This is a genomic window from Yersinia vastinensis, from assembly GCF_044905075.1.
GTDB lineage: Bacteria > Pseudomonadota > Gammaproteobacteria > Enterobacterales > Enterobacteriaceae > Yersinia > Yersinia vastinensis.
This window is the reverse complement of record NZ_CP173260.1, coordinates 3,770,545-3,784,271: the sequence shown is the minus strand read 5'-3', so window position 1 is coordinate 3,784,271 and position 13,727 is coordinate 3,770,545. Positions and strand designations below refer to the sequence as shown.

Sequence of the window (13,727 nt, the reverse complement as noted above, 5' to 3'; positions counted from 1 at the left end):
AATGATGGACATGGAAAATCTGACCTGGTTGCACGGCAAACCCAAAGCGAGCGGCATTCTAAAAGCCAATCCGGAAGATTTTGTGGTGGTCGAAGACTTGGGTTTTGAACCTGACGGTGAAGGCGAACATTTATTGGTACGCATCCGTAAAAATGGCTGCAATACCCAGTTTGTTGCCGATTATCTGGCGCGTTTTGCCAAGGTTCACCCACGTTTGGTGAGTTATGCGGGCTTGAAGGATCGCCACGCAGTAACTGAACAATGGTTCTGCTTGCACCTGCCGGGCAAAGAAGCGCCAGATTTATCCACTTTTGAGCTGGAAGGCTGTGAAGTGCTGGAGTCTGTACGTCAGAAAAGAAAACTGCGTATCGGCTCACTGAAAGGCAACGCTTTTACTTTAGTGCTACGCCATATCACTGATAATCAGGATGTAGAACAACGATTGCAGCAAATAGCAGCCCAAGGCGTGCCTAACTATTTTGGCAGCCAACGATTTGGCCGCGGTGGTAATAATCTGGTGCAGGCTCGGTTGTGGGCTAATAATGAGATTCGCGTAAAAGAACGCAATAAACGCAGCTTTTACTTGTCTGCCAGTCGTAGCGCCATGTTCAACTTGATCAGCAGTTGCCGTTTGGCGCAACAGCAAGCAACAACAGTGCTGTCTGGCGATGCATTGCAACTCTCTGGTCGCGGTAGTTGGTTTGTGGCTGAAGCCGATGAGTTGGCGGCCTTACAACAACGTGTTGATGCGGGTGAACTGAATGTGACCGCGCCATTACCGGGTGATGGCGAATTGGGGACACAGGCTGAAGCATTGGCTTTCGAGCAGGCGTGTTTGGCGGATCAAACCGAATTATTGGCGTTGATTAAACGTGAACGTGTTGAAGGTGCGCGTCGGGCAATCTTGTTAAAACCACAGAATATGGCGTGGAATTGGTGGGATGACGTCACCTTGGAACTCAGCTTCTGGTTACCCGCAGGCAGCTTTGCCACCAGCGTGGTGCGAGAAATCATGAATCAGGATAATGCTGATGCTGCGGATATTGCTGAGTAACGACGACGGTATTACTGCGCCCGGGATCCAGACGCTTGCTACCGCACTGCGGGAATTTGCGGAAGTCAAAATGGTTGCGCCGGATCGTAATCGTAGCGGCTCCTCTAATGCATTGACGCTTGATAGTGCTCTGCGCATCACGACATTATCCAATGGCGATATCGCGGTACAACAAGGTACTCCGACTGATTGTGTTTATCTGGGGGTTAATGCGCTTATGCGTCCCCGGCCCGATATTGTGGTTTCTGGCATCAATGCTGGCCCCAATCTGGGCGATGATGTTATCTATTCAGGTACTGTGGCGGCAGCGATGGAAGGGCGGCATTTAGGGCTTCCTGCACTGGCTGTTTCGCTCAATGGGCATCAGCACTATGCGACGGCGGCAGCGGTCACTTGCCAAATATTGCGTGCGCTGCAACATAAACCATTGCGTACAGGCAAGATACTGAATATTAATGTACCTGACTTACCCTTATCTGAAATTAAAGGGATTCGGGTGACTCGTTGTGGTAGCCGCCATCCGGCAGAGCAGGTATTTTGTCAACAAGACCCACGGGGCAACGATCTCTATTGGATAGGGCCACCGGGGGAGAAGTTTGATGTGGCAGAAGACACTGATTTTGCTGCAGTTGAGCAAGGTTATGTTTCTATCACACCACTGCAGGTTGATTTAACGGCTTATGCGGCGCAAGACGTGGTTGAAAACTGGTTAACCAACATGACGTTAGTAAATACCGAGGTTGACGGGGAATGGTAAATAAACGCATGCAAACATTGTTGATGCAGTTACGTCAGCAGGGCATTACAGACGAGCGCTTGTTGCAGGCGATCGAAGCAGTGCCGCGCGAGCGTTTTGTTGATGAAGCGTTATCTCATAAGGCGTATGAGAATACAGCCCTACCGATAGGTTCAGGGCAAACTATTTCTCAGCCTTATATGGTGGCGCGAATGACAGAATTATTGCAATTGACGCCCACTTCACGGGTTTTAGAGATAGGAACCGGTTCTGGTTATCAGACCGCCATTTTGGCGCATTTAGTCGAACATGTATGCTCAGTTGAACGAATCAAAGGGTTACAGTGGCAGGCAAAGCGTCGCCTGAAACAGCTAGATCTGCATAATGTCTCAACCCGCCACGGTGATGGCTGGCTAGGTTGGGCATCACGCGGGCCATTTGATGCGATCATTGTGACAGCCGCGCCACCAGAAATACCGAACGCATTACTTGAGCAATTGGATGAGGGCGGGATATTAGTCTTGCCTGTGGGCGAGCAAGCTCAAACGCTAAAATGTGTGCAGCGTCGCAATAATGAATTCCAAATTGAGACAGTAGAGGCCGTGCGTTTTGTTCCTTTGGTAAAAGGGGAACTGGCTTAAATAAATCTTTTTATATCGGTCATTATTTTTCCTGTATCCGCAGCACACTATTTTGCGCTAAAGATTGGACAAAAATCAGTAACATAAATTTTATGGTGTGGTAGACGTGGTATTGATAGCATGCGCGCTTCTGCATCTTGTTTCTTCAGTTCGGGACGGCATGGGTTTGGCTCGTTCTGTGGAACCTTTAATACTCGACAATAAGTGGTGTAGTCGTCCTCAGACCAGCGTTTTGCTGTCATCAACGAGTGACCACTTATCCGACGGTGTAAAAGGTATTTTGGATATATCGCTTATTATTGCTGTCATGGGGGAAGCATGAGCACGGGAAGCCCAATGATTACATTACGCCGGGTCGCGGCATGTACGGTTATGAGTTTATGGTTAGTGGGTTGTAGCAATGAGAATACAACCTCTGCACCCATCAGCAGTGTCGGTGGTGATCGTTCAGGTACTATGCTAAGTGGCTCGAATACCAATGCATCGGGTGAACGTATCGTTTATAACCGTAGCTACGACAATATCCCCAAAGGAAGCTATAGCGGTAATACCTATACCGTTAAGCGTGGTGACACGCTGTTTTATATCGCCTGGATTACTGGGAATGATTTCCGTGATCTGGCGGCAAAAAATAATATTGCCGAGCCATATAGCCTAAATGTGGGGCAATCCATTCAACTAGGTAATGGTTCTGGTGGCGGAATGCTAGCCGCAACGGATGCCACATCAGGCGGAATAGCAAAACCGCCGTCAAATATTCAGAACACAACTACAATGGTTGATTCTCAATCAACTAGCGCGTATTCTGAAAACTCGGGTAAACAGAATGTTGGTAAAATGTTACCGGCATCAGGAGCTGTTGTCGCTACAACTGCACCTGTTACTGCACCTAGCAGTACCATCAGTGACCCTACCAGTAATGGTGGTCCAGTCAGCAGCTGGAAATGGCCAACTGAAGGTAAAACGATTGATAGTTTCTCTGCTTCCGAAGGAGGCAATAAAGGGATTGATATCGCGGGTTCTCGTGGGCAACCAATCTTCGCTACAGCAAATGGGCGAGTTGTGTATGCTGGGAACGCACTGCGTGGTTACGGTAATCTTATCATCATCAAACACAACGATGATTACCTGAGCGCCTACGCTCATAACGATACAATGCTGGTCCGGGAACAAGAAGAAGTGAAGGCGGGTCAAAAAATAGCCACCATGGGTAGCACCGGAACCAGTTCAGTAAGATTGCACTTTGAAATTCGTTACAAGGGGAAATCCGTAAACCCGCTGCGTTACCTTCCGCAGCGATAGATTGGGCAGAATACGCTGTATTCTGCTCGCCGGATTCACGGGTAGGAGCAGCATATGAGCCAAAATACGCTGAAAGTTAACGAGTTGCAGGAAGATGCTGAGTTTGACGAAAACAGTACGGAAACTGAAATTTTCGACGAAAAAGCATTAGTAGAAGATGAACCTACTGAAAGCGAGTTAGCAGAAGATGAGCTGTTGGCGCAAGGCGTTACCCAGCGAGTACTGGATGCGACACAGCTCTATCTTGGTGAGATTGGTTATTCACCGCTGTTGACCGCAGAAGAAGAGGTTTATTTTGCCCGGCGTGCATTGCGCGGAGATGTGCCTTCACGTCGGCGTATGATCGAAAGTAACTTGCGGCTGGTGGTGAAGATCGCCCGTCGTTACAGTAATCGCGGCTTGGCGCTGCTGGATCTGATTGAAGAGGGAAACCTCGGTCTGATCAGAGCGGTAGAAAAGTTTGATCCTGAGCGCGGTTTCCGTTTCTCCACTTATGCCACTTGGTGGATACGTCAGACAATTGAACGGGCAATCATGAACCAAACCCGGACGATTCGTTTGCCTATTCATATCGTCAAAGAACTAAACGTTTATTTGCGTACTGCACGAGAACTTTCTCATAAATTGGATCATGAGCCGAGCGCTGAAGAGATTGCCGAGCAGCTCGACAAACCGGTTGATGACGTGAGCCGTATGCTACGCCTTAACGAACGTATCACTTCTGTTGATACTCCTTTAGGCGGCGACTCAGAGAAAGCTTTGTTAGATATTCTGTCTGACGAAAACGAAAATGGCCCAGAAGACACCACGCAAGATGACGATATGAAACAAAGTATCGTTAAATGGCTGTTTGAATTGAATGCCAAACAGCGCGAAGTTCTGGCCCGTCGTTTTGGTTTGTTAGGGTATGAAGCAGCAACGCTAGAAGATGTTGGCCGTGAGATTGGTTTGACACGTGAACGTGTTCGCCAGATTCAGGTTGAAGGTTTGCGTCGTTTGCGGGAAATCCTGCAAGGGCAGGGCCTGAGCATCGAGGCATTGTTCCGCGAATAAAGATTGTCTGGAAAACAAAAAAACGGTGAACTGATGTTCACCGTTTTTTTATGCCTGCCATTGTCAGTAACTGGCGGTTTTGGAACGTTTAAAGATACTGCTACACCATATTTTTCAGGCGATAAATCCACTCTAACGCCTGACGTGGTGATAGCGAGTCTGGATCCAGTGCTTCCAATGCTTCAACCGCCGGTGAGACTTCCTCATTGAGTAATGTCAGTTGCGAACCATCAATTTTGCTTGCCGCGGCATTATTTGACAATGACTCCAACTCTTTTAGTTTTTGGCGCGCCCGCTTAATCACATCCCGTGGTACACCCGCCAATGCGGCAACTGCCAACCCATAACTTTTACTGGCAGCCCCATCTTGCACACTGTGCATAAAGGCGATGGTGTCACCATGTTCCAGTGCATCAAGATGAACATTGACCACACCCTCCATTTTTTCCGGCAAAGTGGTCAGTTCAAAGTAATGGGTGGCAAAAAGAGTCATGGCTTTAATGCGACTGGCCAGATTTTCAGCGCAGGCCCAAGCCAGTGATAAACCATCATAAGTAGATGTTCCGCGGCCAATTTCATCCATTAATACTAAGCTTTGCTCAGTAGCATTGTGCAGAATATTCGCGGTTTCCGTCATTTCCACCATGAAGGTTGAGCGACCAGAGGCCAGATCATCTGCCGCCCCGACGCGGGTAAATATACGATCAACCGGACCAATCGTTGCCTGATCAGCAGGGACATAGCTCCCCATGTGCGCCAGTAACACGATTAATGCCGTTTGACGCATATAGGTACTTTTACCGCCCATGTTTGGGCCAGTAATGATCAACATCCGCCGCTGAGGTGATAACGCCAGTGGGTTAGCAATAAAAGGTTCACTGAGCACTTGCTCAACCACGGGGTGGCGACCACCGGTAATTTTGATTCCCGGCTTATCACTCAGCGTTGGGCAGTTGTAGTTGAGTGTTTCTGCTCTTTCCGCCAAATTCGCCAATACATCCAATTCAGCTAGCGCATTGGCGCTGGTTTGCAATTCAGATAAATGCGGCAACAGCAGATCGAAAATCTCTTCGTATAGTCCTTTTTCAATCGCCAGTGCCTTTCCTTTGGAGGTCAGAACTTTATCTTCATACTCTTTCAGTTCAGGAATAATGTAGCGCTCGGCATTTTTTAGGGTCTGTCTGCGAACATAATGGATAGGCACCAGATGGCTCTGGCCACGACTAACCTGAATGTAATAACCATGAACACCATTAAAACCGACTTTGAGTGTATCTAAGCCCAGTTTTTCACGCTCACGGATTTCCAACCTGTCCAGATAATCGGTCGCGCCATCGGCTAGCGCCCGCCATTCATCTAACTCCGCATTATATCCCGGCGCGATTACACCACCGTCGCGCACTAATACTGGCGGTGCTTCGACGATTGCCCGCTCCAGTAAATCTTGTAATTCATCAAATTGGCCTACTTGTGACAGCAAATTTTGTACGTGAGGGACATTCACAGATTGCAGCAAACGATGGATCTCAGGCAACTGTTGGAAAGCATGACGCATGCGAGCCAAGTCTCTTGGACGCGCGGTGCGTAGTGCCAAGCGAGCCAGAATACGCTCCAAATCACCCACTTGTCTTAATGGTGTTTGCAGCTCAGTTGTGATGTCTTGCAGACCACCAATGGCTTGTTGGCGATCGGTTAATACTTTGATGTCGCGGATTGGCATATGCAACCAGCGTTTAAGCATGCGGCTACCCATGGCGGTCACACTACAATCAAGAATGGCGGCCAGTGTATTTTCAGTTCCCCCCGATAAATTCTGAGTCAGTTCGAGGTTTCGACGTGTGGCAGCATCCATCACAATGCCATCTTGCTGGCGTTCCATGGTTAAACCACGGATATGGGGCAGAGAAGTGCGTTGGGTATCCTTAACATATTGCAGCAGGCAACCCGCAGCCCGTAATGCCTGATGGGCTTGTTCAACACCAAAGCCGATTAAATCGCGAGTACCGAATTGTAGATTAAGCTGTTGTTTGGCAGTTTCTAGCTCAAACTCCCATAATGGACGGCGGCGCAGGCCATGCCGTTGTTCAATCAACGACATTTGCTCGAAATTTTCTGGATAGAGTAATTCTGCGGGGTTAGTTCGCTGTAACTCCGCGGCCATGGTTTCAAGATCCGCAGGTTCTGCCACCCTAAAACGACCAGAACTGATATCCAAAGTGGCATAACCAAACCCACGGGCATCCTGCCAGATAGCCGCCAGTAGATTATCTTGGCGCTCTTGCAGTAATGCTTCATCACTGACGGTTCCGGGAGTCACGATGCGCACCACTTTGCGCTCAACAGGCCCTTTACTGGTGGCAGGATCACCGATTTGCTCGCAGATAGCCGCTGACTCACCTAATTGCACCAGTTTCGCCAGATAGTTTTCTATCGAGTGATAGGGAACACCGGCCATAGGAATGGGTTCGCCGGCAGATGCTCCCCGCTTGGTCAGTGAGATATCCAGCAGTTGTGAAGCCCGCTTGGCATCACTGTAGAACAGCTCATAAAAATCCCCCATCCGATAAAATAAGAGTATTTCGGGATGCTGGGCCTTGAGCCGTAGATACTGCTGCATCATCGGCGTGTGAGAGTCGAGTTTATCGGTGTTATTCATGCGGTTATTTTTTTAATCCATTGAATTTAAAGTTGATTGTGATTTTTATTGTTATCGTTAGACATCACATGATTTTACGGTTAACACGGACGTCTTGCCACCGTACATCAGTCCTTTTTCCAGCCGATATACTAGCCCAGCAGCCCGAAAACTGACATAGGTAATGGTTGAGACTATTTGCAAAAAACGAAAAGGCCCCTTGTTGAAGGGGCCTAAAATTTTCACAAACGATGTGGATGGCGTGACTTGGATGACAGCCTGAACCACTTCGATTGACTTCTTAGTGCAGCATTGACACAGATTCAGTACTCATGACCACCAAAATAATAAGGTTAACTTATTGCGAAAATAGAATGTGGTTTATAGGGTTTAATAAAAAATCAATATTTATCAAGTTGTTACATTAAATCCTAACAAGGCATTCGTTATTGGCTAGCTAACTAACTATTAGGTGATTAGTTATTAATATCGAATAGCATTCGGTTGCGTGTATTTTTCTATCGGGTGAGCACTAAACCAGCGTAATGAATTCATGACTTTGGTTTCAGACATTCTCGCTCTATTCTCATCAACCAGCTTCATTAATACCAGCCTTGCAGTATAAATATCCAACTGCGCTTTATCAGCAAGTTCTCTGGTTTTTGGCCAATTGATAACGGGTGGTGGAGTTTCAGTAAACTGCTCCTTTAGAACATTACAATGTTCTTCCAATATACTCATCACTTCTTCTTTCCGTTTATCCTTAGGCTTCATTATTTAATTCCTCATGCAATGTATATTTTAAAGATATTTTATTTCTTATATTCCTAATACAGGATTTATATTTCTTATTCATTTGTAGGAAGCTTCCTACCATAATAAAGACAATTCACACAAAACAATGACCGTCCTCTTATTTATTTATTATTATTTTTGTAATCCTTATTTTAATCATTAACTCCCATCGCAATAAAATTAACAGTTTGGTATGGTTGCCATCCTGTTTTAATACAGTTTAGCCCTCTCAAATAAAATAAAATTCCTTTATTTTTCATCAAGATGATGGCTTCTTTTTGTTTCAATAAAATCCATCAATTTCAAATAGTTATGTTATTTTTTCATGTGAAAAATCCTCGCTTATCCTGAAGTGACTCAAGGAGTTAGCAAGGTTTTATTGTATTAATGTTAAGCTTTTTCTGCTTCTGGCGTTAAAATCATGAGGATTTAATATCGATTATAATTTCACTTATGGAATAAGCAATCATTAATTTTGATAAAATGACTTTTAGCGATCTAATGTGTCGATTTGCTTCTTTTTGCAGTGCTATATGTCGAAGGTGTAATGTTTATCGATCAAAGTTATCGAGATTATTGTGTTAATTTAGTTAATTAAGTTAAAGACTCTGAATTTTGATTGTTTGAATTAAATAGCTTTGAAGTATCCCACTATATTTGTATTATCTGCGTCGAACAAAAAGAGCTTTGACGTTATTTAAATGTTTACTGAAAGGTGAGGGCGTTTTTTAATGCCTTCATGTCTGATTTATAGCTCTATGTCGTTCGTAGTTAAACTTCTCGTATTTTGGCGACAAGAAACTGCACGGTTTTTTATTTTTTAAACTACTTCGAAGCGGTATTTACCTTGATTTTATTAAGGTAAATCAGCGGGCAAAATTTTAATTGTGTATAAAGGAATCACGTAATGAAACTGAATAAAACTATCTTGGCTGCTGGTCTGGTATTAGGTTTTGCTTCTATGGCTAACGCTGCTGATCAAGGTCAGGGTACTGTAACTTTCAATGGTTCTATCATTGATGCGCCATGTTCAATCGCTGCTGGTTCTGATTCACAGACTGTTGAAATGGGCCAGATCTCTAACGTTGCGCTGCAGAACGGCGGCAAATCACAGTCCCGTGTTTTCGACATCAAACTGGAAAACTGTGACATCACAACTCTGAAAACAGTTACCACCACCTTTGGCGGTGCAGAATCAGCTGCAGTACCTGGCCTGCTGGGTATCACTGGTGTAGCTGAAGGCGCTGGTATCGCCATCGTTGATGGTACTGGTTCTGTTATTACTCTGGGTACAGCAACGGCTGAACAGACTCTGGTTACTGGTAACAACACCCTGGCATTCTCTGCATACCTGCAAGGCAGCACTGTAGCTGACGCAATCAAACCAGGTACCTTCTCTAGCGTTGCAGACTTCACGCTGGCTTACCAATAAGTATTTCTCTTTGCTAATTCGACATGCGGATTTTTCCGCATGTCTTTTCCTCTTGAGAAAGATACGTGTTGGATGAGTTAGGTGATTTATGTCCAAGTCATTTTTTTTGATAGTACCTCCTTCCTTACTGATAGCGTCACTGCTGAGTTTGCCGGCAATGGCCTCCCCCATGAAAACCGATTGGGGCCGCGTGAGTATGGAAGGAAGTATTACTGATACTGCTTGTGCGATAGATCCGGGAAGTTTGGAACAGACCATTGATATGGCGATTATGCCAATAGGTTTGTTGGTACAAAACGGGGTAGGGAATAAGCATCCATTCGAGATTCGACTACTCGATTGCACGATAGCCCATCCCGATCCAAGTAAATCTAACCGACAGCATTTTACCGTGTCATTTGATGGCGCGGCGGACGGTAATAATTATGCGGTGTACGGTGAGGCCGAGGGGGTTGCAATGCAAATCATTGATGATAAAGGCAATGCTTCTATTCCAGGGGTGGCATCACCGGAAATTAATATTATCCCTGCTGGTATGACACTCAATTATGCCCTGCGTTTAGTGGGCAATGGCAAGATGCTGCGTGCTGGAACTTATCATTCTAGCGTTCGTTTCACATTGGATTACTACTGATTTCAATGAGTAAGGTGACATATCCCATGCTATCCGCTCGTTCCATCACCACCGGTATTGCCCGTCGTGATTTATTGCGCATTTTGATTGCAGTTGCGTTAAGTGGCAATGCTTATGGCGTGTTTGCCAGTGATGATATTCAGTTTAATACCGATGTTTTGGATACTAAGGATCGTGCCAATTTTGACCTGAGCCAATTTTCCCAACGCGGCTTTATCATGCCGGGGAATTATAACTTATTGGTTAATATGAATAAGCAGGAGATAGGCGAGCTACCGATAGTGTTTTACGCCGCCGAAAACGATCCTAAAAAAAGTGAAGCGTGCTTATCACCTGAGTTGGTTAAGTTGATGGCGCTGAAAGAAGACAGTGTCAAGAAACTAACGTGGTGGCGTGACGGGGAATGTTTGGATACGAGCAGCTTGCCCGGTTTGACCGTGCAGGGTGATTTGGCGACGTCATCACTTTATCTGAGTGTGCCGCAAGCGTGGTTGGAGTATAGCGAGCCAGACTGGGATCCACCTTCACGCTGGGAAGAGGGGATCCCTGGGCTGCTTTTCGATTACAACCTGTTAGGGCAATTGAACCGTCAAGAGACGAACAATACCAGTAACAACAGTTTAAGTGGTAACGGGACGACCGGAGCCAACTTAGGTGCTTGGCGATTGCGTGCGGATTGGCAGACTCGAGTTGATCAGGTTTCAGGTTCGCCGACCGAACGTCAATGGGATTGGAGTCGCTATTACGCCTACCGCGCGATACCGAATTTAGGCGCGAAGCTGACTTTAGGGGAAGACTTTTTAAATTCCGCTATTTTTGACAGCTTCCGTTTTAGCGGTGCAAGTCTGGTGACGGATGACAATATGTTACCGCCGAATCTGCGTGGTTATGCACCAGAGATTTCCGGGGTTGCTCGGACTAACGCGCGAGTGATTGTTAGCCAGCAAGGGCGAGTGTTGAGTGAAACATTGGTGGCGGCCGGGCCTTTTCGAATTCAAAACTTGAACAGTTTTGTTTCCGGGACACTGGATGTCCGAGTGGAAGAACTTGATGGGCAAGTACAACAATTTCAAGTGAATACTGCCAGTATTCCTTACCTGACCCGTCCTGGCATGGTGCGTTACAGAATTGCTCTTGGTAAGCCTTCTGATATCGGCCATAGCACGGAAGGACCCGTATTTGGAACTGGGGAATTCTCTTGGGGCATCAATAACGGTTGGTCGTTGTTCGGTGGCGGGATCAGTGGTGAAAACGAATATCAAGCGGCATCCATGGGGATAGGCCGTGACTTGATGGAGCTTGGTGCTGTGTCGGTGGATATGACCCAATCTTGGGCCAATTTGCCAGAGCAAGGCACGGTAAGTGGTGGTTCTTATCGGATTAACTACTCGAAAAACTTCCAAGAGACGGGCAGTCAGGTGACTTTTGCTGGCTATCGCTTCTCTGAACGTAACTTTATGAGCATGAGTGAATATCTCGATGCCCGTTATCGTGGTGATAACGTCGGTGGTAATAAAGAGATGTATACCATCAGCTTCAACCAGCAATTTCGTGATTTGGGGTTGAGTGCATATCTGAACTATAGCCATCAGACGTATTGGGATCGTTCAGCTAATGACCGGTATAACCTGTCACTATCCCGCTATTTCGATATGGGGGAACTGAAAAACGTTAGTGTCACACTGTCTGCCTATCGCAACCGTTATAACGAAAATAATGACGATGGGATGTATTTGTCCTTGTCTATGCCGTTTGGCAATAGCGCCACCATCAGCTATAGCGCGGCGATTAATGGCCGAGAAAACAGCCAACGAGTTGGGTATACCAACAGAATTGATGCCCATAACAGCTACCAAATCAATACCGGTGTCGCACGTAGCGGCGCGTTGGTGAGTGGTAATTACAACCATATGGGGAATAGCGCGGATGTTACCGCTAACGCCAGTTATCAGGAAGGGCAATATTCCTCCGTTGGTGTCGGTATCCAAGGCGGTGCAACGGTGACGGCTGAAGGTGGGGCGCTGCACCGAATGAATACACTCGGCGGTACTCGATTACTGCTGGATACACAAGGTGTGGCTGGCGTACCGGTTCAGGGGTATGGGTCAACAATACGGACCAACCATTTTGGTAAAGCCGTGGTCGGTGATGTGAACAGTTATTACCGCAACCGAGCCAGTATTGATATTGACAACTTGGCTGATGATGTTGAGGCCAGAGGAACGGTTGCACAGGTTACCCTGACTGAAGGGGCCATCGGTTATCGCCGCTTTAATGTGATTTCAGGTGAAAAAGCGATGGCTATGATTCGTATGGTTGATGGCTCATCCCCTCCATTTGGGGCCACCGTATTGAATGAAAATCAGCAAGAGACCGGCATTGTTAACGACGATGGTTCGACTTATCTCAGTGGGATCAAAGCCGGTGAAACGATGTCTGTGAACTGGAATGGACAGGCGCAATGCAGCATCACTCTACCGAAGATGCTTTCTCCTTCGGTGCTGGCGAATTTACTGTTGCCTTGCCAGCCGATAGCGGCGGGGAGTAAGCCTCCAGTATCACAGTAGAACATTTTGGTAAGAGAGCCTGCGGATAACTGCCCGTTTGAGCATTAATGGTGAGCGCTATCGGCAGGTTCTAACACAATTAATTCGAAGGGAAAGGTAATGAAATTGACTAGCAAACTGCGTATCACCACCGTTTTGGTGGCGGCACTTATGGCACAGCAAGCCACGGCAGCGATCGCTTTGGACAGAACCCGAGCGATCATTAATGGTGGTGATAAGTCGATCAGCTTGAATATCAGTAACCAGAATAAGCAACTGCCTTATCTGGCGCAGGGCTGGATTGAAGATGAGCAGGGTAACAAAATTAATACGCCATTGACGGTGGTCCCACCGGTTCAGCGTGTTGAGCCAGGTGCACTTAGCCAGTTAAAAATACAAACACTGCCGGTGGTAAGTCAGTTGGCGCAAGACCGGGAAACACTGTTCTATTTTAACCTGCGTGAAATTCCACCACGGTCGGACAAACCCAATACTCTACAAATTGCGCTGCAAACACGCATCAAACTTTTTTATCGTCCCGCCAGCATCGTGCCACAAAAGGCTGATATGTCGACACCTTGGCAGGAAAAATTACAGCTGACACGTCAGGGTGATCGTTATCAGGTTAATAACCCGACGCCATATTACGTCACGCTGGTGGATGCCAGTGAGAGCAAAACCGGGAAAACCGCTGCGGGCTTCAAACCACTGATGATTGCTCCAAAGTCACAAGGCATGTTGGAAGTGAGTGCAGCAGCATTGGGCAGCAAACCCGTGTTGACGTATGTCAATGATTTCGGTGGCCGTCCAAAACTGATCTTTGGCTGTACGGGTAGCACTTGTTCTGTGGTTGAAAGCGTCAAATAGCAATAGCTTTCGTGGGGTCATAATAGCAATAA

The 13,727-nt window shown here is 46.6% G+C and carries 11 protein-coding genes; 9 read left to right on the top strand and 2 right to left on the bottom strand.

Annotated features, from left to right (window positions below):
• Positions 1-4 precede the first annotated feature (4 nt).
• From truD to rpoS, 5 genes are all read left to right on the top strand, one after another.
• Positions 5-1,054 carry a tRNA pseudouridine(13) synthase TruD gene (truD, locus tag ACIOG0_RS17625; protein WP_128451265.1) on the top strand — a complete coding sequence of 350 codons (1,050 nt, stop codon included), beginning with the start codon at positions 5-7 and terminating at the stop codon, positions 1,052-1,054.
• Positions 1,032-1,811, top strand: a complete 780-nt coding sequence (surE, locus tag ACIOG0_RS17620; protein WP_050100346.1) for a 5'/3'-nucleotidase SurE — start codon at positions 1,032-1,034, stop codon at positions 1,809-1,811. Before truD ends, surE begins: the two co-directional genes overlap by 23 nt.
• Positions 1,805-2,431 (top strand): protein-L-isoaspartate(D-aspartate) O-methyltransferase, encoded by a 627-nt coding sequence (locus tag ACIOG0_RS17615; RefSeq protein ID WP_050100344.1) that lies wholly within the window; start codon positions 1,805-1,807, stop codon positions 2,429-2,431. The genes surE and ACIOG0_RS17615 overlap by 7 nt, the downstream gene beginning before the upstream one ends.
• Before the next feature lie 336 nt (positions 2,432-2,767).
• Positions 2,768-3,733, top strand: coding sequence for a murein hydrolase activator NlpD (nlpD, locus tag ACIOG0_RS17610; RefSeq protein ID WP_050100342.1), 966 nt, complete (start codon positions 2,768-2,770; stop codon positions 3,731-3,733).
• Positions 3,734-3,787: 54 nt separating this feature from the next.
• Positions 3,788-4,786 carry an RNA polymerase sigma factor RpoS gene (gene rpoS, locus ACIOG0_RS17605; protein WP_004714173.1) on the top strand — a complete coding sequence of 333 codons (999 nt, stop codon included), beginning with the start codon at positions 3,788-3,790 and terminating at the stop codon, positions 4,784-4,786.
• A 100-nt stretch (positions 4,787-4,886) separates the two neighbouring features.
• Here the strand turns inward: rpoS and mutS are convergent, their stop codons facing one another.
• Both mutS and ACIOG0_RS17595 read right to left on the bottom strand, forming a co-directional pair.
• Complete coding sequence (gene mutS / locus ACIOG0_RS17600; protein ID WP_050140503.1) at positions 4,887-7,442, bottom strand: DNA mismatch repair protein MutS; 2,556 nt, start codon at positions 7,440-7,442, stop codon at positions 4,887-4,889.
• A gap of 462 nt (positions 7,443-7,904) precedes the next feature.
• The gene (locus tag ACIOG0_RS17595) at positions 7,905-8,195 is read right to left on the bottom strand and encodes a faeA-like family protein (protein WP_404704881.1); all 291 of its coding nucleotides are present in this window, start codon (positions 8,193-8,195) and stop codon (positions 7,905-7,907) included.
• A 928-nt stretch (positions 8,196-9,123) separates the two neighbouring features.
• On the opposite strand from ACIOG0_RS17595, the gene ACIOG0_RS17590 reads away from it, so the two are divergent.
• The 4 genes from ACIOG0_RS17590 (at position 9,124) to ACIOG0_RS17575 (ending at position 13,695) form a co-directional block, all read left to right on the top strand.
• On the top strand, positions 9,124-9,648 hold the full coding sequence (locus tag ACIOG0_RS17590; RefSeq protein WP_050100332.1) for a fimbrial protein: 525 nt from the start codon (positions 9,124-9,126) through the stop codon (positions 9,646-9,648).
• Between the two features lie 130 nt (positions 9,649-9,778).
• On the top strand, positions 9,779-10,282 hold the full coding sequence (locus ACIOG0_RS17585) for a fimbrial protein (protein WP_174846802.1): 504 nt from the start codon (positions 9,779-9,781) through the stop codon (positions 10,280-10,282).
• Positions 10,283-10,308: 26 nt separating this feature from the next.
• Positions 10,309-12,849, top strand: coding sequence for an outer membrane usher protein (locus ACIOG0_RS17580; RefSeq protein ID WP_050100330.1), 2,541 nt, complete (start codon positions 10,309-10,311; stop codon positions 12,847-12,849).
• A 99-nt stretch (positions 12,850-12,948) separates the two neighbouring features.
• Positions 12,949-13,695, top strand: a complete 747-nt coding sequence (locus ACIOG0_RS17575) for a fimbria/pilus periplasmic chaperone (protein WP_164908343.1) — start codon at positions 12,949-12,951, stop codon at positions 13,693-13,695.
• Positions 13,696-13,727: the final 32 nt, after the last annotated feature.

Excerpts from the sequence above, each read along its gene's own strand:
- surE (WP_050100346.1), top strand. The coding sequence starts at position 1,032 with ATGCTGCGGATATTGCTGAGTAACGACGACGGTATTACTGCGCCCGGG.
- ACIOG0_RS17580 (WP_050100330.1), top strand. The coding sequence starts at position 10,309 with ATGCTATCCGCTCGTTCCATCACCACCGGTATTGCCCGTCGTGATTTA.
- truD (WP_128451265.1), top strand. The coding sequence starts at position 5 with ATGGACATGGAAAATCTGACCTGGTTGCACGGCAAACCCAAAGCGAGC.
- ACIOG0_RS17615 (WP_050100344.1), top strand. The coding sequence starts at position 1,805 with ATGGTAAATAAACGCATGCAAACATTGTTGATGCAGTTACGTCAGCAG.
- mutS (WP_050140503.1), bottom strand. The coding sequence starts at position 7,442 with ATGAATAACACCGATAAACTCGACTCTCACACGCCGATGATGCAGCAG.
- ACIOG0_RS17575 (WP_164908343.1), top strand. The coding sequence starts at position 12,949 with ATGAAATTGACTAGCAAACTGCGTATCACCACCGTTTTGGTGGCGGCA.
- ACIOG0_RS17590 (WP_050100332.1), top strand. The coding sequence starts at position 9,124 with ATGAAACTGAATAAAACTATCTTGGCTGCTGGTCTGGTATTAGGTTTT.
- ACIOG0_RS17595 (WP_404704881.1), bottom strand. The coding sequence starts at position 8,195 with ATGAAGCCTAAGGATAAACGGAAAGAAGAAGTGATGAGTATATTGGAA.
- nlpD (WP_050100342.1), top strand. The coding sequence starts at position 2,768 with ATGATTACATTACGCCGGGTCGCGGCATGTACGGTTATGAGTTTATGG.
- rpoS (WP_004714173.1), top strand. The coding sequence starts at position 3,788 with ATGAGCCAAAATACGCTGAAAGTTAACGAGTTGCAGGAAGATGCTGAG.